20 protein-coding genes are annotated in these 25,389 nt (G+C 71.0%); 11 read left to right on the top strand and 9 right to left on the bottom strand.

Annotated features, from left to right (window positions below; genetic code table 11):
- Position 1 precedes the first annotated feature (1 nt).
- Positions 2-1,957: a kelch motif-containing protein gene (locus tag OHT01_RS13295; protein ID WP_328553352.1), complete on the top strand. Its 1,956-nt coding sequence runs from the start codon at positions 2-4 to the stop codon at positions 1,955-1,957.
- Here the strand turns inward: OHT01_RS13295 and OHT01_RS13290 are convergent.
- Positions 1,950-2,948 (bottom strand): glycoside hydrolase family 6 protein, encoded by a 999-nt coding sequence (locus tag OHT01_RS13290; RefSeq protein WP_328553351.1) that lies wholly within the window; start codon positions 2,946-2,948, stop codon positions 1,950-1,952. The genes OHT01_RS13295 and OHT01_RS13290 overlap by 8 nt on opposite strands.
- 100 nt (positions 2,949-3,048) lie before the next feature.
- Positions 3,049-4,032 carry an ArsR/SmtB family transcription factor gene (locus OHT01_RS13285; RefSeq protein ID WP_328553350.1) on the bottom strand — a complete coding sequence of 328 codons (984 nt, stop codon included), beginning with the start codon at positions 4,030-4,032 and terminating at the stop codon, positions 3,049-3,051.
- A gap of 73 nt (positions 4,033-4,105) precedes the next feature.
- Here OHT01_RS13285 and OHT01_RS13280 point away from each other — a divergent pair, with 73 nt between their 5' ends.
- From OHT01_RS13280 to OHT01_RS13265, 4 genes are all read left to right on the top strand, one after another.
- Positions 4,106-5,512 carry an MFS transporter gene (locus tag OHT01_RS13280; protein ID WP_328553349.1) on the top strand — a complete coding sequence of 469 codons (1,407 nt, stop codon included), beginning with the start codon at positions 4,106-4,108 and terminating at the stop codon, positions 5,510-5,512.
- Between the two features lie 144 nt (positions 5,513-5,656).
- A complete protein-coding gene (locus OHT01_RS13275) occupies positions 5,657-6,166 on the top strand; it encodes a MarR family winged helix-turn-helix transcriptional regulator (protein ID WP_328553348.1) in 510 nt (169 codons plus the stop codon).
- Between the two features lie 129 nt (positions 6,167-6,295).
- Positions 6,296-6,634: a DUF3817 domain-containing protein gene (locus OHT01_RS13270; protein WP_328553347.1), complete on the top strand. Its 339-nt coding sequence runs from the start codon at positions 6,296-6,298 to the stop codon at positions 6,632-6,634.
- A 74-nt stretch (positions 6,635-6,708) separates the two neighbouring features.
- A complete protein-coding gene (locus OHT01_RS13265; protein ID WP_328553346.1) occupies positions 6,709-8,409 on the top strand; it encodes an acyl-CoA mutase large subunit family protein in 1,701 nt (566 codons plus the stop codon).
- 390 nt (positions 8,410-8,799) lie between these two features.
- On the opposite strand, the gene OHT01_RS13260 is transcribed toward OHT01_RS13265, so the two are convergent.
- A complete protein-coding gene (locus OHT01_RS13260; protein ID WP_328553345.1) occupies positions 8,800-9,456 on the bottom strand; it encodes a TetR/AcrR family transcriptional regulator in 657 nt (218 codons plus the stop codon).
- Between the two features lie 245 nt (positions 9,457-9,701).
- On the opposite strand from OHT01_RS13260, the gene OHT01_RS13255 reads away from it, so the two are divergent.
- From OHT01_RS13255 to OHT01_RS13240, 4 genes are all read left to right on the top strand, one after another.
- Positions 9,702-10,679: a tetratricopeptide repeat protein gene (locus OHT01_RS13255; protein WP_328553344.1), complete on the top strand. Its 978-nt coding sequence runs from the start codon at positions 9,702-9,704 to the stop codon at positions 10,677-10,679.
- Positions 10,680-11,300: 621 nt separating this feature from the next.
- Positions 11,301-11,936: a DUF6230 family protein gene (locus OHT01_RS13250; RefSeq protein ID WP_328553343.1), complete on the top strand. Its 636-nt coding sequence runs from the start codon at positions 11,301-11,303 to the stop codon at positions 11,934-11,936.
- Between the two features lie 120 nt (positions 11,937-12,056).
- Complete coding sequence (locus OHT01_RS13245) at positions 12,057-12,632, top strand: DUF6114 domain-containing protein (protein ID WP_328553342.1); 576 nt, start codon at positions 12,057-12,059, stop codon at positions 12,630-12,632.
- Positions 12,622-13,902, top strand: a complete 1,281-nt coding sequence (locus tag OHT01_RS13240; protein ID WP_328553341.1) for a hypothetical protein — start codon at positions 12,622-12,624, stop codon at positions 13,900-13,902. Before OHT01_RS13245 ends, OHT01_RS13240 begins: the two co-directional genes overlap by 11 nt.
- 91 nt (positions 13,903-13,993) lie before the next feature.
- On the opposite strand, the gene pyk is transcribed toward OHT01_RS13240, so the two are convergent.
- The 3 genes from pyk to pta all read right to left on the bottom strand — a co-directional run bounded on the left by pyk (position 13,994) and on the right by pta (position 18,870).
- Positions 13,994-15,424: a pyruvate kinase gene (pyk, locus tag OHT01_RS13235; protein WP_328553340.1), complete on the bottom strand. Its 1,431-nt coding sequence runs from the start codon at positions 15,422-15,424 to the stop codon at positions 13,994-13,996.
- Between the two features lie 96 nt (positions 15,425-15,520).
- Entirely contained in the window at positions 15,521-16,783 is a 1,263-nt protein-coding gene (locus OHT01_RS13230) for an acetate kinase (protein WP_328553339.1), read from the bottom strand.
- Complete coding sequence (gene pta, locus OHT01_RS13225) at positions 16,780-18,870, bottom strand: phosphate acetyltransferase (protein WP_328553338.1); 2,091 nt, start codon at positions 18,868-18,870, stop codon at positions 16,780-16,782. The genes OHT01_RS13230 and pta overlap by 4 nt, the downstream gene beginning before the upstream one ends.
- 254 nt (positions 18,871-19,124) lie before the next feature.
- On the opposite strand from pta, the gene OHT01_RS13220 reads away from it, so the two are divergent.
- Entirely contained in the window at positions 19,125-20,150 is a 1,026-nt protein-coding gene (locus OHT01_RS13220) for an ATP-dependent 6-phosphofructokinase (protein ID WP_328553337.1), read from the top strand.
- Positions 20,151-20,295: 145 nt separating this feature from the next.
- On the opposite strand, the gene OHT01_RS13215 is transcribed toward OHT01_RS13220, so the two are convergent.
- From OHT01_RS13215 to OHT01_RS13205, 3 genes are all read right to left on the bottom strand, one after another.
- Positions 20,296-21,009: a helix-turn-helix domain-containing protein gene (locus OHT01_RS13215; protein ID WP_443043390.1), complete on the bottom strand. Its 714-nt coding sequence runs from the start codon at positions 21,007-21,009 to the stop codon at positions 20,296-20,298.
- A 165-nt stretch (positions 21,010-21,174) separates the two neighbouring features.
- Complete coding sequence (locus OHT01_RS13210) at positions 21,175-21,867, bottom strand: response regulator (RefSeq protein ID WP_328553336.1); 693 nt, start codon at positions 21,865-21,867, stop codon at positions 21,175-21,177.
- Positions 21,864-23,717, bottom strand: a complete 1,854-nt coding sequence (locus OHT01_RS13205) for a sensor histidine kinase (protein ID WP_328553335.1) — start codon at positions 23,715-23,717, stop codon at positions 21,864-21,866. The genes OHT01_RS13210 and OHT01_RS13205 overlap by 4 nt, the downstream gene beginning before the upstream one ends.
- A 213-nt stretch (positions 23,718-23,930) precedes the next feature.
- On the opposite strand from OHT01_RS13205, the gene OHT01_RS13200 reads away from it, so the two are divergent.
- Positions 23,931-25,385 (top strand): cation:dicarboxylate symporter family transporter, encoded by a 1,455-nt coding sequence (locus OHT01_RS13200; RefSeq protein ID WP_328558106.1) that lies wholly within the window; start codon positions 23,931-23,933, stop codon positions 25,383-25,385.
- The last annotated feature ends 4 nt before the right edge of the window (positions 25,386-25,389 follow it).

Below are 25,389 nucleotides of genomic sequence, written 5' to 3'. Positions count from 1 at the left end.
CATGGCGTACCGGCCCTCGAAGAAGACGAAGAAGACGGTGCTCGGCATCGCGGGAATCGCCGTCCTCGCGGGACTCAACGCCCCGGCCGCCCTCGGCTTCGCCGGCGAGCGGTACCACGAGTACGAGATCTCCCGGCCCGCCTACATGGCGAAGTACGGCTCCTGGAGCCCGGTCGACATCCCCGAGGAGTACCGCACCAACGCGATCCACGCGGCGCTCCTGCACACCGGGAAGGTGCTCATCGTCGCCGGATCGGGCAACGAGCAGAAGAAGTTCGACGAGGGGTCCTTCGACACGGTCCTGTGGGATCCGAGGACGGACACCTTCAAGAAGATCCCCACCCCGGACGACTTCTTCTGCGCCGGCCACGCACAGCTCCCCGACGGCAGAATGCTCGTGGCCGGCGGCACCGCCCGCTACGAACGGCTGGACGGCGAGGTCGTACGGGCCGGCGGCGGCATGCGGGTGAAGAACGAGAACCCCGACAAGGCCGTCGTCCTCAGGAAGGGCACCGTCTTCCGCTCGCCCGCGGGTGTCGACTACGTCAGCAGGGTCGACGTGACGGTCCCCCGGGCCAGGCGGAACCAGGTCGTCACGTACGACCGGTCCGGTGCCATGCGGCCCTGGAAGACCGAGGTCACCGCCGGAGAGGCCCGCGTCTTCGTGGAGGCCGCGAAGAAGGGACCGGGGTCGGTCACCGACCGGCAGGCCCAGTACGAGATCGTCGGCCTGCGGGGCGAGGACGCCTACAACACGTACGGTCTCTCGGAGAAGATCACCCTGGAGAAGCAGGACTTCCAGGGCATCAGGGCCGCCTACGAGTTCGACCCGAAGGCCGAGAAGTACATCCCCGTCGACCCGATGGACAAGGCCCGCTGGTACCCGACCCTGGTAGGGCTGGACGACGGGCGGGTCCTCGCGGTCTCCGGCCTCGACGACGTCGGGGTCATCGACCCCGGCGACACCGAGATCTACGACCCGGTGACCAAGAAGTGGAGCCCGGGACCGCGGCGCTATTTCCCCACCTACCCGGCCCTCTTCCTCACCGAGGGCGGCAAGCTCTTCTACCCGGCCTCCAACGCCGGGTACGGGCCCGCCGACCAGGGCCGCGAGCCGGGCCTGTGGGATCCGCGGACCAACACGTTCCAGAAGGTGCCCGGTCTGCGGGACGCCGACCGGACGGAGACCTCCGCCTCGCTGCTGCTGCCGCCCGCGCAGGACCAGAAGGTGATGATCCTGGGCGGCGGAGGGGTCGGCGAGTCGAGGAAGTCCACCGCCCGTACCGCCGTCGTCGACCTCAAGCAGGCCAACCCGGTCTTCCGGGACGGCCCCGACCTTCCCCAGGGCACGCGCTACCTCAACAGCGTGATCATGCCGGACGACTCCGTCTTCACCACCAACGGTTCCAGGGACTACCGCGGCCGCGGCGCCAGCAACATCCTCAAGGCGCAGTTCTACGACCCCAGGGCCAACACCTTCCATGAGGCGGCGGCTCCGCGCGTGGGCCGCAACTACCACTCCGAGGCGCTGCTGCTGCCCGACGGCCGCGTCGCCACGTTCGGCTCCGACCCGCTCTTCGACGACCGGCGGAACACCAAACTGGGCCACTTCGAACAGCGCATGGAGGTCTTCACCCCGCCCGCCCTGCACCGCAACGGCAGGAACCGTCCGGTGCTCGGCCGCGGCCCCGAGGAGCTCGACGCGAACCACCGGGCGACCTTCGCCACCGACCACCCCGAACGGGTCGTCAGGGCCCGGCTGATGCGCCCCAGCGCCGTCACCCACACCACGGACGTCGAGCAGCGGTCGATCGAGCTCGGGCTGACGAAGACCGCGGACTCGGTCACCGTCGACGTACCGCGGGACCCCGCCCTGGTGCCGCCCGGCTGGTACATGCTCTTCGTGACGGACGGCCAGGGCACCCCGTCCGAGGCGAAGTGGATCCGGGTCAGGTGACGGGGCCGCGCGCCAGCTCCAGGGCGTAGTCCGGCCACCACCGGCCGGCCGCCGGTCCGCCCCCGCACTCTCCGTCCGACTCGCCCGGCCGCTTGATCCACAGGTAGGCGTCGAGGGAGGGTTCACCGGTGGCCGTGGTCGGCGGGGTGCCCAGTGCCCGGCCCGGCGGGTTGCACCAGACGCCCTCCAGCGGGCCGTTGCCGTTGCGGCTGGTGTCGACGACGAAGTGCTTGCCGCCGAGTCTTTCGGAGAGGCGTACTCCGTACCGCCTGCTGGCCGCGTCCGTCTGGAAGTTGGAGACGTTGAGCGCGAAGCCGTCGGCGTCGGCGATGCCCGCGCGTTCCAGGGGCTCGACCAGCTTCCCGGAATCGGCGATCCAGGCGGGGTTTCCGGCGTCCAGGTACACCTTGGTGTCCGGCTGGCGTTTCAGCCGGACGACCGCCTCGCTCAGCAGCCGCTCGCGCTCGTCGTGGTACTCGCCTGGGGTGCAGCCGTCCACGATGTGGGCGACGGCGTCCGGCTCCAGGACCACCACGGCCCTGCCGTCGCCGAGGGCGTCGGCGAACCGGTCGATCCACCGGCGGTAGGCGTCCGCGTCCGCCGCTCCGCCCGCCGAGTGCTGGCCGCAGTCCCGGTGCGGGATGTCGTACGCCGCGAACACCGCCGTCAGCCCCTCCCGGGTCGCGGACGCGGTCGCCGCCCGTACCGCCGGGCCCGGGTCGAGTTCGCCGGCCGGCCACAGGGCGACCGGCTCGTCCGCGATCCGCCGCAGCAGACCGGCCTCCCGGGTGCGGCCCTGCCGCCGCCACAGCTCGATCTGCCGGGCCGCCGGTCCGTCCGGGTCGACCCAGAAGGGTGAACGGGCGGCGGGGCCGGACCGCTTCGGGGCGGCCCCGGCGACGGAGGCCCCGCCGGCCTCGGGCGCGGGCGTGCAGCCCGCCACGAACCCGAGCACCGCGAGTGCCGCGAGGGTGTGGATCAGCCGGGGCATGCCGCTCCCTTGGCGAAGGTGACAGTCGGTCACCAATCGTTGCACAAGGGGGCATTCCGGCAGGGAAGCGGCGTGGCGCGGCCGGCGCCCGGCCACCGGGTCAGCCGCCGCCCGACGCCAGCGCGATCCCGAGCGGCGTCCGCTCGTACAGCACCTGGTGCCCGTACCGCCGGGAGACCAGCAGGCCCGCGTCGCGCAGGGCGGCGAGATGCGCGGACACCGACGACGGCGCGAGGCGCAGCCGGTGCGCGAGGGCCGTCGTGCCGGCCGGTTCGTCGAGCGCGGTGAGCACGGTGGCCCGGCCGCGCCCGAGGAGCCGTACGAGCGCGTCGGGAGTGCGGTCCGTCGGCTCGGCCCACAGACCGCCGACGCCTCGCGCGGGGTAGACGAGAGTCGGCTGCCAGGGCGGTTCGAAGCCGCTGATCACGTCCGGCCAGGAGAAGACGCTCGGGATGAGGACCAGGCCCTGTCCGGCGAGATGACGTTCGTGCCGGCCCGCGACCTCCACGGTCAGGGTGTGGGAGCGCCAGCCGAACCGCCGGTCGATCTCCGGGAGGAGCCCGCCGAGGCCGACCTCGGCGAGCCGCCGTGAGTGGAAGGCGACGTCGGCCTCCAGCAGGGCGCGCAGCCGGGGCCAGTCCGGTTCGACGAGGGTGTGCCAGGCCTGTTCGAGCAGGCCGGTCAGTTCGCGCACCATGCGGGCGGGGTCGGCCAGCAGCGCCCGGCCGCGCGGCGAGGCGAGGGCGCCGGGCGTCTCGGCGAGCGACCGCGCGCTCTCCTCGCGGGCCATGTCCGGGTCGGCCGCGCGGATGGCGGCGATCTCCTCCTCGAAGCTCGCCGCCGGACCGAGCGGCGGCGGGCCGAGCCAGTCGGGGGAGTAGCCGCGCTGGGGCATCAGCAGCCACAGCGGGGTCAGGTCGAGTCCGGCCGCCGCCGCGCGTATGCGGCGCAGCCAGTGCGCGTGATAGCCGTGCCGCGCGGGCCGGTTGAGCGTGCGGACCGCCTCCTGCGTCTCCCACAGCGGCGACACCGCGAACCTGCAGTTGAGGAGGTCGTCCTCCCCGAAGTGCAGCAGTGACGGCATGGCGCGACCCCAGAAGATTCGGCTGACGCCGAAACTCTACGGTGCCGGAGCGGGGCCGGGCACGCTGGCGCCCATGCCAGAAGCAGAGACGAAGGTCACGACGGGCGTGCCCGCACCGACGGGCACCGCGGACGACACCGCGAACCCCGCCACGCAGGACACCGTGACGAGCACCGCGAAGCCCGCCGTGGAGACCGGCTCGGGGAGCGCAGTGGAGACTGCCCTGGGGAGCGTCCCGAGTGCTTCGGTGGGCACCCCGGAGGCCGCTCCCGCGCGTACCGGGTACGGTCCCGTGTTCGCCGTGCGCGAGTTCCGCGCGGTCTTCGCCGCGCACGCGTTCTCGCTGCTCGGACTCGTCGTCGCCGAGATCACGCTCTCCGTCCTCGTCTACGACCTGACGGGCTCTCCGCTGCTGAGCGCCCTGACGTTCGCGCTCGGCTTCCTGCCCTATCTGATCGGCGGCACCCTGCTGGCCGGCGTCGCGGACCGCTTCCCGGCCCGCCGGGTCCTGGTGGTGTGCGACCTGATGTGCGCGGGATGCGTGGCCGTGATGGTGGTGCCGGGCGCGCCCATCGCGGTACTGCTCTCGATGCGGGCCGCGCTCGCCCTGGTCGCCCCGGTCTTCCAGGGGACGCGGACGGCGACCCTCGCGGACGTCCTCGGCGACGGGGAACTGTTCGTGCTCGGCCGCTCCCTGCTGCGGATCCTGTCGCAGAGCGCGCTGCTGGCCGGGTTCGGGGCCGGCGGGCTGCTGCTCACCGTCGTGTCCCCGCGCCACGCGCTCCTCGTCACGGTCTGCACCTTCCTCCTCTCCGCCGTGCTGCTCCGGTTCGGCACCCGGCGGCGGCCCGCGCGGGCGCACGGGGGGCAGGCGCTCGTGCGGGACTCCCTCGGCGGAGCCCGTCAGGTGCTGTCCGACCGCCGCGTCCTCGTGCTGCTCCTGCTCTTCTGGGCGCCGTCGATGTTCGTCGTCGCTCCGGAGGCGCTGGCCGCGCCGTACGCCGAGGGGCTCGGGGCCGGCACGGCCGGGCTCGGGCTGCTGATGTGCGCGCTGCCCGTCGGCACCATCGCGGGAGAGCTGTTCGCGGGATCGAGGCTGCGGCCGGCGACCCGCAACCGGCTCACGCTCCCGCTGGTCTGCGTCACGCTGCTGCCCTACGCCGGGTACGCGCTGCGGCCCGGTCTCGGCTGGACGCTGGTCCTGCTGGTGCTCGCGGGCGCCGGGTCGGCGTACACCCTCGGCCTGGACCAGTGGTTCGTGCGGGCGGTGCCGGACGAACTGCTCGGACGCGCCATGACGTTGAACTCGGCCGGGCTGATGACGATCCAGGGTGTGGGCATGGCCCTGTCGGGGGTGGTGGCGGAGTTCGCCGGGGTGCGGGCGACGGTCGTGGGCGCGGGCGTGCTGGGGACCGTGGTCTGCGCGGGCCTGGCGGTGGCGGCGCGGCGGACCGGACACGGCGGGGCGCGGGGCGAGTAGTCACGGCGGACCGGTGGGGGAGCGGCGCGGACGGCCGGTGGGTCCGGTCGCCCGAAGGGGTCCGGAACCTGGCCGCCGAGGGGCCGTGTACCGAAACGCGAGACGGGGCTGACCACGATGTGACCGGCCGGTAAGGTCTTTGGCGTGCCGAAGCCGCTCAGTCTTGCCTTCGATCCCATCGCCCGCGCCGACGAACACTGGCAGCAGCGCTGGGGTTCCGTGCCGTCCATGGCCGCGATCACCTCGATCATGCGCGCGCACCAGATCCTGCTGGCCGAGGTGGACGCGGTCGTCCGGCCGTACGGACTGACCTTCGCGCGCTACGAGGCGCTGGTGCTCCTGACCTTCTCCAAGGCGGGCGAGCTGCCGATGTCCAAGATCGGCGAGCGCCTGATGGTGCATCCGACCTCCGTCACCAACACGGTGGACCGGCTGGTGCGCTCCGGGCTCGTCGACAAGCGCCCGAACCCGAACGACGGGCGGGGCACCCTCGCCTCGATCACGGACAAGGGCCGCGAGGTCTGCGACGCGGCCACCCGCGACCTGATGTCGATGGACTTCGGGCTCGGGGTCTACGACGCCGAGGAGTGCGCGGAGATCTTCGCGATGCTGCGGCCGCTGCGGGTCGCGGCGCACGACTTCGCCGACGAGTAGGCCGGCCGGCGGGCCCTCTCGTGACCGTCGCGGCGCCGGGGCGGGTGCGGACCGGGCGCGGGCCGGGGTCCCGCGGCGCGGCGTGGGGGCGCGTGAAGATCGCGCAAAAAGGGTGGTTACCCTCGTGCCATGAAGAAGAGCGTGTTGACCCGCTACCGCGTCATGGCCTACGTCACCGGCGTGCTGCTGGTCCTGTTGTGCCTGAGCATGATCGCCAAGTACGGCATGGGCGTCGACGGGGCCGCGGACTTCACCCGTGTCGTCGCCATCGCGCACGGCTGGCTGTACGTCGTCTACCTGATCTTCGCCTTCGACCTGGGTTCCAAGGCGAAGTGGCCGGTCGGCAAGCAGCTCTGGGTGCTGCTGGCGGGCACGATTCCCACGGCCGCCTTCTTCGTGGAGCGCCGCATCAGCCACGAGCTGGAGTCGCAGGTCACGGAGGCTTCCCCCGAGGCCGTCAAGGCCTGATCCACACCGCCGTACGGGACCGTACGGCGGTTTGCCATCGACATTTACTAGGACGTCCTAGTAAATTCGAGGGTATGGACGCTCACGCCATCGAGGAAGGCCGCCGACGCTGGCAGGCCCGTTACGACGCTTCGCGCAAGCGCGAGGCCGACTTCACCACGCTCTCCGGTGATTCCGTGGAGCCGGTGTACGGTCCCCGGCCCGGGGACAACTATGAGGGCTTCGAGCAGATCGGCTGGCCCGGGGAGTACCCCTTCACGCGCGGGCTGTACGCGACCGGCTACCGGGGGCGTACGTGGACCATCCGGCAGTTCGCCGGATTCGGCAACGCCGAGCAGACCAACGAGCGCTACAAGAAGATCCTCGCCAACGGCGGCGGGGGCCTCTCCGTGGCCTTCGACATGCCCACGCTGATGGGCCGCGACTCGGACGATGCCCGTGCGCTCGGCGAGGTCGGGCACTGCGGTGTCGCGATCGACTCGGCGGCCGACATGGAGGTCCTCTTCCAGGACATCCCGCTCGGTGACGTCACGACGTCGATGACGATCAGCGGGCCCGCGGTGCCGGTCTTCTGCATGTACCTGGTCGCGGCCGAGCGCCAGGGCATCGACCCCGCCGTACTGAACGGCACGCTCCAGACCGACATCTTCAAGGAGTACATCGCGCAGAAGGAGTGGCTCTTCCAGCCCGAGCCGCATCTGCGCCTCATCGGCGACCTGATGGAGCACTGCGCCGAGAAGATCCCCGCGTACAAGCCGCTGTCCGTCTCCGGGTACCACATCCGGGAGGCGGGCTCCACGGCCGCGCAGGAGCTCGCGTACACGCTGGCGGACGGCTTCGGCTATGTGGAGCTGGGGCTCTCCCGCGGGCTCGACGTGAACGTCTTCGCCCCCGGACTGTCCTTCTTCTTCGACGCGCACGTCGACTTCTTCGAGGAGATCGCCAAGTTCCGCGCCGCCCGCCGGATCTGGGCCCGCTGGATGCGCGACGTGTACGGGGCGACCTCCGAGAAGGCCCAGTGGCTGCGCTTCCACACGCAGACCGCCGGTGTCTCGCTGACGGCCCAGCAGCCGTACAACAACGTCGTACGCACCGCCGTGGAGGCCCTCGCCGCGGTTCTCGGCGGCACGAACTCGCTGCACACCAACGCGCTGGACGAGACGCTCGCCCTGCCGTCCGAGCAGGCCGCGGAGATCGCGCTGCGGACCCAGCAGGTGCTCATGGAGGAGACCGGCGTCGCCAACGTCGCCGACCCGCTGGGCGGTTCCTGGTACGTCGAGCAGCTCACCGACCGGATCGAGGCCGACGCCGAGAAGATCTTCGAGCAGATCAAGGAGCGCGGGCTGCGGGCGCACCCGAACGGCAAGCACCCCATCGGGCCCATCACCTCGGGCATCCTGCGCGGGATCGAGGACGGGTGGTTCACCGGGGAGATCGCCGAGTCGGCGTTCCAGTACCAGCGCTCGGTCGAGAAGGGCGACAAGCGCGTCGTCGGGGTCAACGTCCACCACGGGTCCGTGACCGGCGACCTGGAGATCCTCCGGGTCAGCCACGAGGTGGAGCGTGAGCAGGTGCGGGTGCTCGCCTCGCGCAAGTCGGACCGCGACGAGGCCGCGGTGCGCGGCGCGCTGGACGCGATGCTCGCCGCCGCGCGCGACGGTTCCAACATGATCGCCCCCATGCTGGAGGCGGTCCGCGCCGAGGCGACGCTGGGCGAGATCTGCGGTGTCCTGCGGGACGAGTGGGGCGTGTACACGGAGCCGGCGGGCTTCTGACCCACCCCGGGCAGCCCGGGCGGCCTGGCGTCCCTGGCGTCCCTGGCTGCCCGGCATCCGGGCCGGGCCCGGGGCGCCGGGTCCCCGCTCCGCCACCGAGGCCTGCGCGGCGCCAGGTGCCCTTTTCTCGCCCCCTCCGCCCCTACCCGTCCCGTACCCGGGGGCTCCGCCCCCGGACCCCCGCTCCTCAATCGCCGGAGGGGCTGGATTTTGCACCCGCAGTCGGCCGCGCTCGGGAGGGGCCGTGCCGGTACATCAAATGCCCGCAGGCCGGACGGATCGTCACCCACTCGCACCTCGAAACCCCGGTGGGATCCGTTCGGATGCGGGCGGATGTACCGGCACGGCCCCGACCCGCGACGCGCCGACTCCGGACGCCCGCCCCGTCGGTCAGGGGCCGGAGACCGCCTCCGGGGGGACCGGGCCGGCGGCCGTCGCGCCCGTCAGGCCGAGGAGCAGGATGCGGGTGAACGAGCGCACCCACTCCTCGTCCGCGGGTTCGGCGCTGACCAGGGTGCGGTGGACGACCGCTCCGGCGACCACGTCGAAGATCAGGGCGGCGGTGCGGTCGGCGGCCGCCGGGTCCGCCTCCGGGGGCAGTTCGCCGCGGGCCTGGGCGCGGGCACGGCCCTCCATGACCAGGCGCTTCTGCCGGTCGACGATGGACGTGCGGATGCGTTCGCGCAGCGGTTCGTCACGGGTGGACTCCGCGACCACGGCCATCAGCGCCGTCTTCGCCTCCGGGCGGTCGAGGATCGCCGCGAACTGGAGCACCACGCCCTCGATGTCGGCGGCCAGACTGCCCCGGTCGGGGAGCTCCAGCTCGTCGAAGAGCTCGGCCACCGCGTCCACGACGAGTTCGTTCTTGCCCGCCCAGCGACGGTAGAGGGTCGTCTTGGCGACCCCGGCGAGGGTCGCGACGTACCCCAACGTCAGTTTGGACCAGCCCAGTTCGACCAGGGCCGTGCGCGTCGCCTCCAGGATCGCGGCGTCCGCGGCGGCGCTGCGGGGGCGGCCCGTACGGGCGGCCTGGGAGCGACATTGCATGCCAGTGACCATATCCGGCCGCTTCCATGGCCATATCCGGCGGTTATGTGAAGTCGTGAGGGAGATCACCGGAAGACGGTGCACAGGCGTGTCCCCACCCAGTTACGCTACGACTCGTAGCGAAAGCTCGACCGCGGCGACAACCGCACAGGCGTCAGGTGGGGACCCGGCGCCGAACACGCAGGACAAGGCTTGGCTTTCACGACGCTTTTCACACGTGCGCGAGGAAGGGGGAGGATGTACTCATGCAGCCACGGAACATGTCCATGAGCGGAGTCGTCGACCTCGCCGCGGTGAAGGCGGCCCAGGAGGCCAAGTCGAAGGCGGAGCAGGCGCGCGCCGAAGCCGCCAGGCAGGGCGGCGGGGGTGGCGCAGTGACCCCCGCGAGCCTTGTCATCGACGTCGACGAGGCGGGATTCGAGCACGACGTCCTGCAGCGCTCCACCGAGGTGCCCGTCGTCATCGACTTCTGGGCCGAGTGGTGCGAGCCCTGCAAGCAGCTGAGCCCGGTCCTTGAGCGACTGGCCGTCGAATACAACGGGCGCTTCGTGCTCGCCAAGATCGATGTCGATGCCAATCAGATGCTGATGCAGCAGTTCGGGATCCAGGGGATTCCGGCCGTTTTCGCGGTGGTGGCCGGACAGGCCCTGCCGCTCTTCCAGGGAGCCGCCGGCGAGGCGCAGATCCGCGAGACCCTGGACCAGCTCGTCCAGGTCGCCGAGCAGCGCTTCGGCCTGACGGGTCTGACGGTCGACGCGGACGGCGAGCCGGCCGGGACCCCGGCCGCGCAGGAGATGCCGGCCGGACCGTACGACGCGCTGCTGGAGGCCGCCGTACAGGCGCTCGACGCGGGCGACTTCGGCGGTGCCGTCCAGGCCTACCGGAACGTGCTGGGCGACGACCCGGGCAACACGGAGGCCAAACTGGGCCTGGCCCAGGCCGAGTTGCTCCAGCGGGTGCAGGGTCTGGACCCGCAGCAGGTGCGCAAGGACGCCGCCGAGAAGCCCGGTGACGCGCGTGCGCAGATCGCGGGGGCCGACCTGGACCTCGTCGGCGGCCATGTCGAGGACGCCTTCGGGCGGCTCATCGACACGGTGCGGCGCACGGCGGGCGACGACCGGGACGCCGTACGGCTGCGGCTGCTGGAACTCTTCGAGGTGGTAGGGGCCGACGACCCGCGCGTGATCGCGGCGCGCCGGGCTCTGGCCAGGGCTCTGTTCTGACCAGTCCCTAAACGCCGGGGCTTGTGATGCCCAGGTGAAAGATTGGCCGACAGGGGTGCATGTGGCCGCGCTTTACCAAAACTTGGTAAACGCGGCCGCTGTTACTCGTAGTAAGTCGAGGGCGTTGAACTGTCTGGTTCCGTCCGGCATTTGACCGTTGTGTCACCCCCGATGGGGCCACCCTGAGTCGCCACCCGATACCGACGGGTCGTTCTTCGGTTATCCCGCCGTTACTAGCCAGTAACGAACCCCCTTGTGCACGCGGCGAGAATGCACCACGATCGGCGACGCTCGGTCCATTCCCGCACCCCGACAGCCAATCGGGTCGGCGGACTTTCTGGGTCCCCACCGAGTAGGGCCGATAGCCAGTGCGGTCGGTTCTTGGGCAGGGGGGTCTTCGCCGTCCGGCGGAGCCTGTCCAGCAGGTTGTGCGTGATGTGTGTCAGGCGCGACCAGTGGTTGTCGCTCGGGGGTGATCGCCGGTGATTCGGGTGCAACAGCACCTCCGGGTACAGGCGCTCTCCTTCCCGAGGACGTAGCACTTCTCCCATCCCTGCCCGGCTGAGCCGCCGCAACGTGGCAGTCAGGGCCAGGAGATGTACGTCCGAGAAGGAGGAAATTATGATGTCCCAGGTGCGTGGCGGGACCAGATGGAAGCGGTTCGCCGTCGTCATGGTGCCCAGCGTGGCAGCCACGGCAGCGATAGGTGTCGCCCTCGCGCAGGGTGCCCTCGCCGCGTCGTTCAGCGTTTCCGGTCAGTCGTTCAAGGTTTCGGCCGACCGACTCGACGGTCAGGGCTTCTCGCAGTACGGAGCTCTCGACAACGGTTACAACCTCGACGGCTCGAAGACTCTGCACCCCGTCGCGGTCTCGGCGTTCCAGAGCGCCAAGATCACCAACATGTGCCAGTCGGTCGTCACCCCGAACATCCCGCTCCTCGGTTCCGTCAGCCTCGTGCTGAAGGCCGGCGGCAGCGGTACTCCGGTCGAGGCCGACAACCTGTACATCGACGTCGAGGACCTCGCGGCCGATGCCGTGTTCCACGGCATCGACATCGGTGTTGCCGCCAAGGACGCCTCCAAGGGTCCGGGCATGAAGGGCGGCGCCGAGCAGGCCAACCCGTACGGGTTCGCCCAGCAGGCCACTTCGGCCGAGCTGACCAACGTGAAGCAGACGGCGTGGGCGACCACCGCCGGTACGTTCAAGCTCAGCGGTCTGAAGATGTCGGTGTCCGCGGGCACCCACGAGTGCTACTGAGCACTCCAGGGGTGGGTGAGGAGGCCCAGGCCGCTTCGCCCACCCCGCCGCTCCGCCCGTCCTAGGCGGAGCGCTCAACGCGTACTTCTCACAGCAATGCCGTTCCAGGGAGCTGTTTCCATGAGCGCCGAGACTCCTGCCGCGCCCGGCCAGAACGATGAGCACTACCTTGCGGTGTTCCGGCGGAACTTCCGTGACTGGAGGGGCGACCGCCCGTTCTGGGCCGGTCTGTTCATCGTGTTCGGCGGTGTCCCCATCGCCTACTTCCCGTACGCGCACCTGCAGGTCGGCCATCTGACGCTGGCGATGTCCACCACCGCCGGAGCGGGCTCCCTGATCATCGGCGTACTCCTCGTCGTGCTCGGGATCAGCCTCTGGTTCCAGAAGCACGTACGGACGTTCGCGGGTGTCGCCGCGATCCTCCTCGGCCTGGTGTCGCTCCCGGTGGCCAACCTGGGCGGCTTCCTCATCGGCTTCCTGTTCGCCCTCATCGGCGGCGCCATGGCGGTCTCCTGGGTTCCCGGCGAACCCGACGAGAGGTACTCCGCGCAGCGGTCCCTCGGCAAGGAGGGCCTGCCGGACAGCGCGGCGGCCGAGCCTGTCGAGCTCGCGGCGGCCGACGGTGCGGGCGACCCGAACGATCTGTCAGGAACGAGCCCGAGCAATGGGGCGGACGGGAGGCACAGTGCCGGCTGACGAGGTGACCCACGGGACTGATGTGGAGGAGTCCCGTGTGAGAACCGGGCCGCGCCACGCGGCCCCGAGGAAGCCGCTGCTCACCAGGATCCAGATGCCTGCGGGCAAGGCGATAGCCATAGCGGCGATGCCGACGGCCGTCCTCATGGGAATGGGCTTCGTCCCGACGCTCGCCCAGGCCGACGACCACTCCACGTCCAAGACCCTCACGGCGGACGAGTACCAGGCGTGCGTCGAGGCCGTGACAGGCGACGACGCGTCGGCCACCCCGACGCCGTCCGCCTCGGCGAGCGCGAGCACGTCGTCGAGCGAGGCCACACCGAGTCCCTCCGCGTCGTCGGAGTCCGCGGCACCGGGCAAGACCTCTTCGTCGGATTCAGGTTCCGACGACAAGGCCACGCCCACCCCCTCCGCGTCCTCCTCCGCGAGCACGTCGGACAAGGCGGCGGACAGCGCCGCGTCCACGCCGACCCCCTCGGCGTCCGCGAGCACCACGAACCCGCTCGACCCGCTGGGCGTCGGCGACGCCATCAAGAAGATCCTCACGCCCGACGCGACGGCGAGCTCCACACCCGCGCCGTCCGCCTCGGCGAGCGCGAGTGCCGGCTCGGACGCCTCCGACACCGTCAAGGACACGACCGACAAGGTCACCGACACGGTCAAGGACACCACCGAGAAGGTCACCGACACGGCGTCGAAGGCCGCCTCGGACACCACCGAGACGGTCAAGAAGGCGGCGGCCGACGCGGTCACCGAGTCGCCCAGCCCGTCCGCGAGCGCCACCACGAACGCCGCGGACTGCCCCGTCGCGACCGACGACACGGGCGGTGTGGACAACGCGGTCACCCTGCCGGTCGACCCCTGGCACCTCAACGCCAGTTCGCTGACCCTCAAGGGCGCCGACTACCAGGGCATCGTCAAGGTGCGGACCGCCGACGGCACGATCAAGAAGGTCCTGAAGTACGTCATCTCCGACGGCACCGACATCGGGGACCTGCACCAGACGGTGGACGACAAGCTGAGCGGCAAGACGTACCACGTGCAGGCCGCGAAGGGCTCGACGTCCACCATCCGTGACGGCAAGACGATCATGTACACGGAGAGCATCTCCGGGAACCTGCTCGGGCTCATCCCGGTCACGTTCGACCCGGACAACCCTCCGCCGCTGAACATCCCGCTGATCTACTTCACCAAGGTGACGGTCGTTCAGGCAGGTCAGTTCGGCGGCACCCTGACCGTCCCCGGACTCCACCAGTACACGACCGGCTGAGTCGTCCAGAGCCCGTCCGGGAGCCGCACAGACGCTGAGGGCGCCCCCTGTTCACAGGGGGCGCCCTCAGCGGCGTACGGAGGTCGAAGGATCAGGCGTGGTCGACCTCGCCCAGGTGGTGCACCCGGACCATGTTGGTGGTGCCGGGGACGCCGGGGGGCGAACCGGCGGTCATCACGACGACGTCGCCGTCGTTGAACCGCTTGAGCTTCTGCAGCTCGCGGTCGACCAGCTCGACCATCTCGTCGGTGCTGTTCACGAACGGCACGACGTGCGACTCGACGCCCCAGCTCAGCGTGAGCTGGTTGCGAGTGCCCTCGTCCGTGGTGAAGGCCAGGATCGGCTGGGCGGCGCGGTAGCGGGAGAGCCGGCGGGCGGTGTCACCGGACTTGGTGAAGGCGACCAGGCCCTTGCCGCCGAGGAAGTCGGCGATCTCGCAGGCGGCGCGGGCGACCGAACCGCCCTGCGTGCGCGGCTTCTTGCCCGGGACCAGCGGCTGCAGGCCCTTGGAGAGGAGCTCCTCCTCGGCCGCGACGACGATCTTCGACATCGTCTTCACGGTCTCGATCGGGTAGGCGCCCACGCTGGACTCGGCCGACAGCATGACCGCGTCCGCGCCGTCCAGGATCGCGTTGGCCACGTCGGAGGCCTCGGCGCGGGTCGGCCGGGAGTTGGTGATCATCGACTCCATCATCTGGGTCGCGACGATCACCGGCTTGGCGTTGCGGCGGCACAGCTCCACGAGGCGCTTCTGCACCATCGGGACCCGCTCCAGCGGGTACTCGACGGCCAGGTCGCCACGGGCCACCATGACGGCGTCGAACGCCGCGACGACGCCCTCCATGTTGTCGACCGCCTGCGGCTTCTCCACCTTGGCGATGACGGGGACGCGGCGGCCCTCCTCGTCCATCACCTTGTGGACGTCGTTCACGTCGTTGGCGTCACGCACGAAGGACAGGGCGACCATGTCGCAGCCCATCCGCAGGGCGAAGCGCAGGTCCTCGATGTCCTTCTCGGACAGCGCCGGCACGTTCACGGCCGCGCCGGGCAGGTTGATGCCCTTGTGGTCGGAGATCACCCCGCCCTCGATGACGACCGTCTTGACCCGGGGACCGTCGATCTCGACGACCCGCAGCTCGACGTTGCCGTCGTTGATGAGGATCTGGTCGCCCTTGGAGACGTCACCGGGCAGACCCTTGTAGGTCGTGCCGCAGATGTGCTTGTCACCCGGCACGTCCTCGGCCGTGATGACGAACTCGTCGCCACGCTCCAGCTCGACGGGGCCTTCGGCGAAGGTCTCCAGGCGGATCTTGGGGCCCTGGAGGTCGGCGAGCACGCCGATGGCGACGCCGGTCTCGGCCGAGGCGGCCCGGACACGGTCGTAGCGGCCCTGGTGCTCGGCGTGGGAGCCGTGGCTGAAGTTGAAACGGGCCACGTTCATGCCGGCCTGGATCAGCGCGACCAGCTTCTCGTGGGAGTCGACCGCGGGGCCGAGAGTACAGACGATTTTCGAACGGCGCATGGGGCGATCCTATCGGTTTGTTTCGCTACGGAATATTCCGTCTGGCGGAAGATACAAATGGGCGGGCGGGCGCTCAGGCGTGGCTCTCCGGCCCGCTCACGCATTGCCCTTTCCGACCAGCGCATACGTCTGTGTGGCGATCTCCAGTTCCTCGTCCGTCGGCACCACGGCGACCGCGACCCGCGCGTACGGCGGTGAGACGATCCGGGGCTCACCGCCGCGTACCGCGTTCAGGTCGCCGTCGACCGCGAGCCCCAGTTCCTCCAGGCCCGTGATCGCGGCCTCGCGCACCGCGGCGGCGTTCTCGCCCACCCCGGCGGTGAAGACGACGGCGTCCACCCGGCCGAGGACCGCGTAGTAGGCGCCGATGTATTTCTTCAGCCGGTGGATGTAGATGTCGAAGGCGAGCCGAGCCCGCTCGTCGCCCTCGTCGACACGGCGGCGGATCTCCCGCATGTCGTTGTCGCCGCACAGACCGATCAGACCGCTCTTCTTGTTGAGCAAAGTGTCGATCTCGTCCGTGGACATCTTGCCAACGCGCTCCAAATGGAAGATGACGGCCGGATCCACGTCACCGGAGCGTGTTCCCATCACCAGCCCTTCCAACGGCGTGAGCCCCATCGAGGTGTCCACGCACCGCCCGCCCCTGACCGCCGACGCCGAGGCCCCGTTGCCCAGATGCAGCACGATGAGGTTGACCTCCTCGGGCGCCCTGCCGAGGAGCTCGGCGGCCGTCCGGGAGACGTAGGCGTGCGAGGTGCCGTGGAAACCGTACCGGCGGATGCGGTGCTCGTCGGCGGTCGCCACGTCGATCGCGTAGCGCGCGGCCGACTCCGGCATCGTGGTGTGGAACGCGGTGTCGAAGACCGCGACCTGCGGGAGGTCCGGGCGCAGCGCCATCGCGGTGCGGATGCCGGTGAGGTTCGCCGGGTTGTGCAGCGGCGCGACCGGGATCAGCCGCTCGATCTCCGCGAGGACCGCCGCGTCGATGACCGTCGGTTCGGTGAAGGTCCGCCCGCCGTGCACCACCCGGTGGCCGATCGCGGCCAGTTCGGGGGAGTCCAGGCCGAGCCCGTCCACCGCCAGTTCCTCCGCCACCGCCTTCAGCGCGGCCTCGTGACCGGCGAACTCGTCGGTCCTCTCGCGGGTCTCACCCGTCGTCAGCACGGTGTGCCGGAGCAGGGAGGTCCCCTCGCCGATGCGTTCGACCAGGCCGACGGCGAGCCGAGAGCTGTCGCGCATGTCGAGGAGCTGGTACTTCACCGACGAGGAGCCGGAGTTGAGGACGAGGACACGGGTGGCCGACGGGGCGGCGGGCTCGCCGGTGACGGCGGCGGCGGGGGACGGTTGGGCGCTCACTGCTGGGCAGCCTTCTGGTCGGGGGCCTGGGACTGGATCGCCGTGATGGCGACCGTGTTGACGATGTCCTGGACGAGCGCGCCGCGGGACAGGTCGTTGACGGGCTTGCGCAGACCCTGGAGCACCGGTCCGACGGCGATCGCGCCGGCCGAACGCTGCACGGCCTTGTAGGTGTTGTTGCCGGTGTTGAGGTCGGGGAAGATCAGCACGGACGCCTGTCCGGCGACCTCCGAGTCCGGCAGCTTGGTCGCCGCGACCGACGGCTCGACCGCGGCGTCGTACTGGATCGGCCCCTCGATCCGCAGGTCACCGCGGCGCTGCCGCACCAGCTCGGTCGCCTCGCGCACCTTGTCGACGTCCGCGCCCGAACCCGAGGTGCCCGTGGAGTACGACAGCATCGCGATCCGCGGCTCCACGCCGAACTGCTCCGCCGTGGCGGCCGAGGAGATGGCGATGTCGCAGAGCTGCTCGGCGTTCGGGTCGGGGTTCACCGCGCAGTCGCCGTAGACCAGGACCTTGTCGGCCAGGCACATGAAGAAGACGGACGAGACGATCTTCGACTCCGGACGGGTCTTGATGATCTCGAACGCGGGCCGGATGGTCGCGGCCGTCGAGTGCACGGCCCCCGACACCATGCCGTCGGCGAGGCCCTCCTGCACCATGAGCGTCCCGAAGTAGTTCACGTCCGCGACGACGTCGTGGGCCAGCTCGACCGTGACTCCCTTGTGGGCGCGCAGTTCCGCGTACTTCTCGGCGAAGGAGTCGCGCAGCGGCGAGGTCACCGGGTCGATGAGCTGGGTGGCGCTGATGTCGATGCCGAGGTCGGCGGCCTTCTTGCGGATCTGGTCGACCGGGCCGAGCAGCGTCAGATCGCAGACCCCCCGGCGCAGCAGCACCTCGGCGGCGTGCAGGACGCGTTCCTCGGTCCCCTCGGGCAGCACGACGCGCCGCCGGTCGGAGCGGGCCTGCTCCAGCAGCTTGTGCTCGAACATCATCGGGGTGAGCCGGTCGCTGCTGGGCGCGGAGACCCGCTTCAGCAGGTCGGTGGTGTCCACGTACCGCTCGAAGAGGCCGAGGGCGGTCTCCGCCTTGCGGGGCGTGGCCGCGTTCAGCTTGCCCTCCATGGCGAACAGCGCGGTCGCGGTGGGGAAGGAGTTCCCGGCCACCGAGACGACCGGGGTGCCGGGCGCGAGCCGGGCCGCGAGCGTGAGGATCTCGCTGCTGGGCCGCTCGTCCAGGGTGAGCAGGATGCCGGCTATGGGCGGGGTGCCGGCGCTGTGCGCGGCGAGCGTGCCGATCACCAGATCGGCCCGGTCCCCGGGGGTGACGACGAGGCATCCCGGGGTCAGCGCCCGCAGGAAGTTCGGCAGCATCGCGCCGCCGAAGACGAAGTCGAGCGCGTCACGCGCGAGCCCCGCGTCGTCGCCGAGGAGCACCTCGCCGCCGAGCGCGTGGGTGATCTGCGCGACGGTGGGCGCGGAGAGCGCGGGCTCGTCCGGGAGGACGTAACAGGGCACCGGGAGACGGGAGTCGAGCCGCTCCAGGATCTCCGTACGGTCCTCCGGCGCCACCCGGTTCACCACCATCGCGAGGACGTCGCATCCCAGCCCGTCGTACGCGCGGTAGGCGTTGCGCGTCTCGGAGCGCACCGACTCGGCGTTCTGGCCCCGGCCGCCGACGACCGGGATCACGGACGCGGCGAACTCGTTCGCCAGACGGGCGTTGAGCGCCAGTTCGTCGGGGACCTGGGTTCCGGCGAAGTCGGTGCCGAGGACGAGGACGACGTCGTAGTCACGGGCGACCAGGTGGAACCGGTCGACGAGTGTGGACACCAGCTCGTCGGTGCCCTGCTCGGCCTGGAGCGCGGACGCCTCGTGGTAGTCCATGCCGTACACCGTCGCCGGGTCCTGTGCCAGCCGGTAGCGGGCCCGCAGCAGCTCGAAGAGCCGGTCCGGACCGTCGTGCACGAGCGGACGGAACACCCCCACCCGGTCGACCTGGCGGGTCAGGAGCTCCATGACCCCCAGCTCCACGACCTGGCGGCCGTCACCTCGGTCGATCCCGGTCACGTACACGCTGCGCGTCACGCGTGCTCTCCATCCGTTTCGTCGCCAGGCGGTTTCTGGGCTCGAAAAAGGGCCCACCAACGTGAGCAGAACCCTCTTGACAATACCTCCGGCGCTGGCTAAGGCGCCCGCCAGGGCAGGCGTGCCGGTCGGCCGGGAGCGGCGTTCCGGCGGCCCGGCGGTTGGGCCGTCGGAGGGAATCGGCGGCCCACCCCGGGGCGTGAAACAATCGAAGCGGCTCACACGGACCAGCAGGGAGCAGGAGACACAGCACGATGCGCATCGGAGTTCTCACCGCAGGCGGCGACTGCCCTGGCCTGAACGCAGTGATCCGGTCGGTCGTGCACCGAGCGGTCACCAACTTCGGGGACGAGGTCATCGGCTTCGAGGACGGCTACGCCGGGCTCCTCGACGGCCACTACCGCACCCTCGACCTCAACGCGGTCAGCGGCATCCTCGCCCGCGGCGGCACCATCCTCGGCTCCTCGCGACTGCAGCGCGACCGGCTCCGCGAGGCCTGTAACAACGCGCAGGACATGGCCCGCGAGTTCGGCATCGACGTGCTCATCCCGATCGGCGGCGAGGGCACGCTCACCGCGGCCCGGATGCTGGCGGACGCGGGCCTGCCCGTGGTCGGCGTGCCGAAGACGATCGACAACGACATCTCCGCGACGGACCGCACCTTCGGCTTCGACACCGCCGTCGGCGTGGCCACGGAGGCCATGGACCGCCTGAAGACCACGGCCGAGTCGCACCAGCGCGTCATGGTCGTCGAGGTCATGGGCCGGCACGCGGGCTGGATCGCCCTGGAGTCCGGCATGGCGGCCGGCGCCCACGGCATCTGCCTGCCCGAGCGCCCCTTCGACCCCGCCGACCTCGTCGCGATGGTCGAGGAGCGGTTCGCGCGCGGCAAGCGGTTCGCCGTCATCTGCGTCGCCGAGGGCGCCCACCCGGCCGAGGGCACCATGGACTACGGCCACGGCGCGATCGACCAGTTCGGCCACGAGCGCTTCCAGGGCATCGGCACGGCCCTCGCCTACGAGCTGGAGCGCCGCCTCGGCAAGGAGGCCAAGCCGGTCATCCTCGGCCACGTCCAGCGCGGCGGCTCCCCGACCGCGTACGACCGCGTCCTCGCGACCCGCTTCGGCTGGCACGCCGTCGAGGCCGCGCACCGCGGCGACTTCGGCAGGATGACCGCGCTGCGCGGCACGGACATCGAGATGGTGCCCCTCGCGGACGCGACCACCGAGCTGAAGACGGTCCCGAAGGACCGGATGGACGAGGCGGAGTCGGTGTTCTAGTCCGTTCGGGACCGAGAACGCGGCCTCGTCCCGGACGTCCGGGACGAGGCTCGACGCCGGGTGGGCCGGGACGCGCCTTCGCGGCCCGGCCCGGCGTCGCGGGCTTCGGGCTCACGGCCGAGCCCCGGCCAGGTGGCCGGAAACCTCAGTACGGGATTCTCTGGACCGTCGACCAGAAGTGGTCGAGGACCCGGTCGAGGTACTCCCGGCCGGATTCGCCGGAGCCGGCGGCGGCGGAAGCGCTGCCCCAGTTCAGCGTGGCGGTCATCTGACCCTGGTACTCGGTGTACATCTCCTCCAGCACGTTCTCCAGGAGGTGCCGGTCCAGGGGGACCACCTTCCCGACCGGACGCGCGTAGGCCTGCCAGCGGGTCGTCACGGCACTGCGCAGCAGGTCGGCGAGCCGGCCGTCGCGGCCCGTCACGGTGACGAAGTCGGGCAGCGACAGTTCGAGCACCTCGGCGAGCGCGGTCGCCTGCCGCTCGTTGCCGCGCCAGGTGCCGGACTCCTCCATCCGCTGGTAGGCGAGGAGTTCGATCCCGACGGCGTGGGCGACGTCCTCCGGGGCGAGATCGCGGGCGACGCGGTGTTCGAGCAAGGTGCGCGGTGCGCCTATGAGTTCACCCGCCGAACACCACAACACGCCCGCGAGGGCGGTGAGTTCGGGACTGCTCGGCACAGTGATGCCGCGTTCCCAGGCGATGACCAGATCGGGTGTGACGTACGGCAGCCCGTACGAGGCTCTCAGTCCGTACGCGACATGCTCGGGCCCCATTCCGAGTGCCGCCCGCAGTCTTCGGGCGGCGGGAGCGTTGAAGGGCGGGGTGGGCTGTTGGGCTTGCGGTCGGTGCACGCGCAAAAGCTATGGGCCCGGGGCAGCGCTGACTACGGTCTGTTCGGCCACAATCACAGATTGTAGGAACATACGGTTTCGGCCGCGGCCCTGAATTCGCCCTGCCGGAAAGGGTGCTCACCCCTTGACGGCCTCGACGAGGGCGTCGGCCAGGGGCGACAGCCGTCTCCCTCACGGCCCGGGTGACACCCCTCGGACCCACCGGTAGACCAACTCCGGTCTGCCCACCTGCCCGTACAGCGGACTCCGCTCGGCCCGGGCCGCCTCCACCAGGTGCTCCAGGTACCGCCGGGCGGTGATCCGGGAGATCCCCACCACCTCCGCCGCTCCCGCCGCCGTGAGTCCCTCCGACGCCTTCCGGAGCACCCCCGTGACCCGCTCCAGCGTTGGCGCGCTCAGGCCCTTGGGCAGCGCGGCCGGGGCGGGAGCCCGCAGGGCGGCCAGCGCGCGGTCCACCTCGTCCTGGCCGCTCGCCTCGCCGGCCGCCGCGCGGAACTCCGCGTAGCGGATCAGCCGGTCGCGCAGGGTGGCGAACGTGAACGGCTTCAGTACGTACTGGACGACCCCGAGCGACACCCCCTCCCGCACGACCGCCAGGTCCCGCGCCGACGTCACCGCTATGACGTCGGCGTGATGGCCGGCGGCGCGCAGGGAACGGGCGAGCCGGAGGCCGTGCGTGTCCGGCAGATGCAGGTCGAGCAGCAGCAGGTCCACGGGCGTACGGTCCAGCGCGCGGCGCGCCTGCGCACCCGTGTGGGCCTTGCCGACCGCCGTGAAGCCCGGCACCCGGCCGACGTACATGACGTGCGCGTCGGCGGCGACGGGATCGTCCTCGACGACGAGCACACGGATCGGATCGCTCATGCGCCGCCTCCACGCAGGGCGGGCTCGGACGGGAGCGGGGACCGTGCGGGCGAGGGCGAGGGCGAGGGCGAGGGCGAGGGCGAGGGTGACGGTACGGGCACGGGCGAGGGTGCGTGCATCGGTGAAGGTGAAGGTGAAGGCGAAGGCGGGGGCGAGGGCGTGAGGTTGGGTGGTCCCGGAGCCGGAGCCGGAGCCGGAGCCGGAGCCGGAGCCGGAGCCGGAGCCGGAGCCGGAGCCGGAGCCGGAGCGGGAGCGGGGGCGGGGAGGGGGAGCCGTACCTCGAACTGGGCTCCGCCGTCGGCCCCTTCGCGTACGTCCAGGGTGCCCGCGTGCCGGTTCACGGTCTGCCGGGCGAGGGCCAGGCCGAGGCCGCGGCCGCCGGGACCCGCCGGCTTCGTGGACCAGCCGCGCTCGAAGACGCGCTCGGCGTCGGCGGGGTCCACCCCGGAGCCGGTGTCGGCGACGCGCAGCACCAGCACCGAGTCGTCGGTGAACGCCGTCACGGTGACGCGTGCGCCCACCGTGCCCTGCGACGCGTCCATCGCGTTGTCGATCAGATTGCCCAGGACGGTGACCAGGTCGCGCGCGGAGAGCGAGACCGGGAGCAGCCCGTCGTCGATGCCGCTGTCCTCGGACACCACGAGCTCCACCCCGCGCTCGTTCGCCTGCGCCGCCTTGCCCAGCAGCAGCGCGGCGAGGACCGGTTCGCTGACCGCGGAGACCACCTCGTCGGTGAGGGCCTGCGCCAGTTCCAGTTCGGCGGTGGCGAAGTCGACGGCCTCCTCGGCCCGCCCGAGTTCGATGAGCGACACCATCGTGTGCAGACGGTTCGCCGCCTCGTGCGCCTGGGAGCGCAACGCCTGGGTGAAGCCGCGCTCCGAGTCCAACTCGCCCGTCAGTGCCTGGAGTTCGGTCACATCGCGCAGGGTGACCACGGTGCCGCGGCGTTCGCCGCCGGACACCGGGGAGGTGTTCACGACCAGGACCCGGGCGTCCGTCAGATGGACCTCGTCCACCCGGGGCCGCGCGGACAGCAGCGCGCCCGTCAGCGGCGCGGGCAGCCCCAGTTCGGCCACCGAGCGGCCGACCACGTCGTCCGTCACACCGAGCAGTTCGCGCCCGCCGTCGTTCATCAGCGCCACCCGGAACTGTCCGTCCAGCATCAGCAGCCCCTCGCGCACGGCGTGCAGCGCGGCCTGGTGGTAGTCGTGCATACGGCTCAGCTCGGCCGCGTTCATGCCGTGCGTGGAGCGGCGCAGCCGGGCGTTGATGACGTACGTGCCGATGCCGCCGAGCAGCAGCGCGCCCGCCGCGACCCCGATCAGGGCGGTGACCTGGTCCTGTACGCGTTCGCTGATCGCCTGGACCCTGATGCCCGCGCTGACCGCGCCGATGGTCCGGTCGCCGTCCCGGACCGCGGTGACGGCACGCACGGAGGCGCCGAGGCTGCCCGTGTACGTCTCCGTGAACGGCCTGCCCGCCAGGGCGGACCGGAAGTGCCCGAGGAAATGCTTGCCTATCAGTTTCCCGTCGGGGTGCGTCCAGCGGATGCCCCGCGGATCCATGATCGTCACGAAGTCGACGCCGGTGTCCCGCTGCACCCGCAGGGAGTACGGCTGGAGCCGTGCGGTGGGGTTCGCGGTGGCGATGGCCGCGTGGACGGACGGGGCGTCCGCGACGGAACGCGCGACCGCCATCGCCTGGCGGCCCGCGGCCTCCTCGGCCTGGCTGCGGTCGCTGACGTAGGTGAACAGCGCGTACCCGGCGACGAGGACCGCGATCAGCACGGCCTGCATGCCGAAGAGCTGGCCGGCCAGGCTGCGGGGGCGCGGGACACGGGGGAGACGCATGTCGTTCAGTGTGCCTCGCCCGGACCGGTGCCCACCCGGGCGGCGGGGGCCGGACGACTTCCCCGGCGCGCGTGAACTCAATGAACGGAAGGGTGACCGCCCTCACACGCCGGGAGATAGTCCCCTCATCCCCCCGGGAGTCCACGCCTCCCGGTCTTCCCCGGACGTGAGCCGCACGCCGGGTTCCGCCGGTCGTGAGCCGCACGCCGGATGATGCCGACGACGTCGTCAAGGAGGCCAGCCGTGGCCAGCACGCCGCAAACGGCACCTGCCGCACCCGCCGCCAAGCGGGACCGCACGCACTATCTCTATCTCGCCGTGATCGGCGCCGTGATCCTCGGTATCGCCGTCGGTCTGATCGCCCCCGACTTCGCGGTCGAGCTCAAGCCCATCGGTACGGGCTTCGTGAACCTGATCAAGATGATGATCTCCCCGATCATCTTCTGCACGATCGTGCTGGGCATCGGCTCGGTCCGCAAGGCCGCCAAGGTCGGCGCCGTCGGCGGAATCGCGCTCGGCTACTTCCTGGTCATGTCGCTGGTCGCGCTCGCCATCGGCCTGGTCGTCGGCAACATCCTGGAGCCGGGCAGCAGCCTGGCGATGACCGACGCGGTCAAGCAGGCCGGGCAGGGGCAGGTGTCGGCCGAGGCGCTGCCGCCGGTCGACTTCGTGCTCTCGATCATCCCGACCACGATGGTCTCGGCGTTCACCGAGGGCCAGGTCCTGCAGACCCTGCTCGTCGCGCTGCTCACCGGGTTCGCGCTGCAGGCCATGGGGCCGGCCGGGCAGCCGGTCCTGCGCGGTGTGGAACACATCCAGCGACTCGTCTTCCGCATCCTCGCCATGGTCATGTGGGCGGCCCCGCTCGGTGCCTTCGGCGCCATCGCCGCCGTCACCGGTTCCGCCGGCCTGGACGCCCTCAAGAGTCTCGCCGTGCTGATGCTCGGCTTCTACGTCACCTGTCTCCTCTTCGTCTTCGTCGTGCTCGGCGCCGTGCTGCGCGTGGTGACGGGCCTGAACATCCTCACGTTCCTGAAGTACCTGGGCCGGGAGTTCCTGCTCATCCTGTCCACCTCGTCCTCCGAGTCCGCACTGCCGCGGCTCATCGCGAAGATGGAGCACCTGGGCGTCGGCAAGTCGGTGGTCGGCATCACCGTCCCGACCGGCTACTCCTTCAACCTCGACGGCACGATGATCTACATGACCATGGCCTCGCTCTACATCGCCGACGCGATGGGCAAGCCGATGGCGATCGGGGAGCAGATCCCGCTCCTTCTCTTCCTCCTCGTGGCGTCCAAGGGAGCCGCGGGCGTCAGCGGGGCGGGCCTCGCGACGCTGGCCGGCGGCCTCCAGTCGCACAAGCCCGCCCTGGTGGACGGCGTCGGCCTCATCGTCGGCATCGACCGGTTCATGAGCGAGGCACGCGCGCTGACGAACTTCGCCGGCAACGCCGTGGCCACCGTCCTGATCGGCACCTGGACGAAGGAGATCGACAAGGAGCGGGTGGCCGAGGTCCTCGCCGGACGGCTTCCCTTCGACGAGACGGTCCTGCTGGACGACTCCGGTTCGGGCGCCGCCGACCCCGCTTCCGGCTCCGCTCCCGGCTCCGCCGACGTCCACCCGGAGGTTCCGGAGCAGGGCGGCGAGAAGGAACCGGCGGAGGCGTAGGAAC

It is taken from the genome of Streptomyces sp. NBC_00358 (assembly GCF_036099295.1).
Classification (GTDB): domain Bacteria; phylum Actinomycetota; class Actinomycetes; order Streptomycetales; family Streptomycetaceae; genus Streptomyces.
Note: the sequence above shows the minus strand (reverse complement) of the source record. Positions and strands in the feature narration are given on the sequence as shown.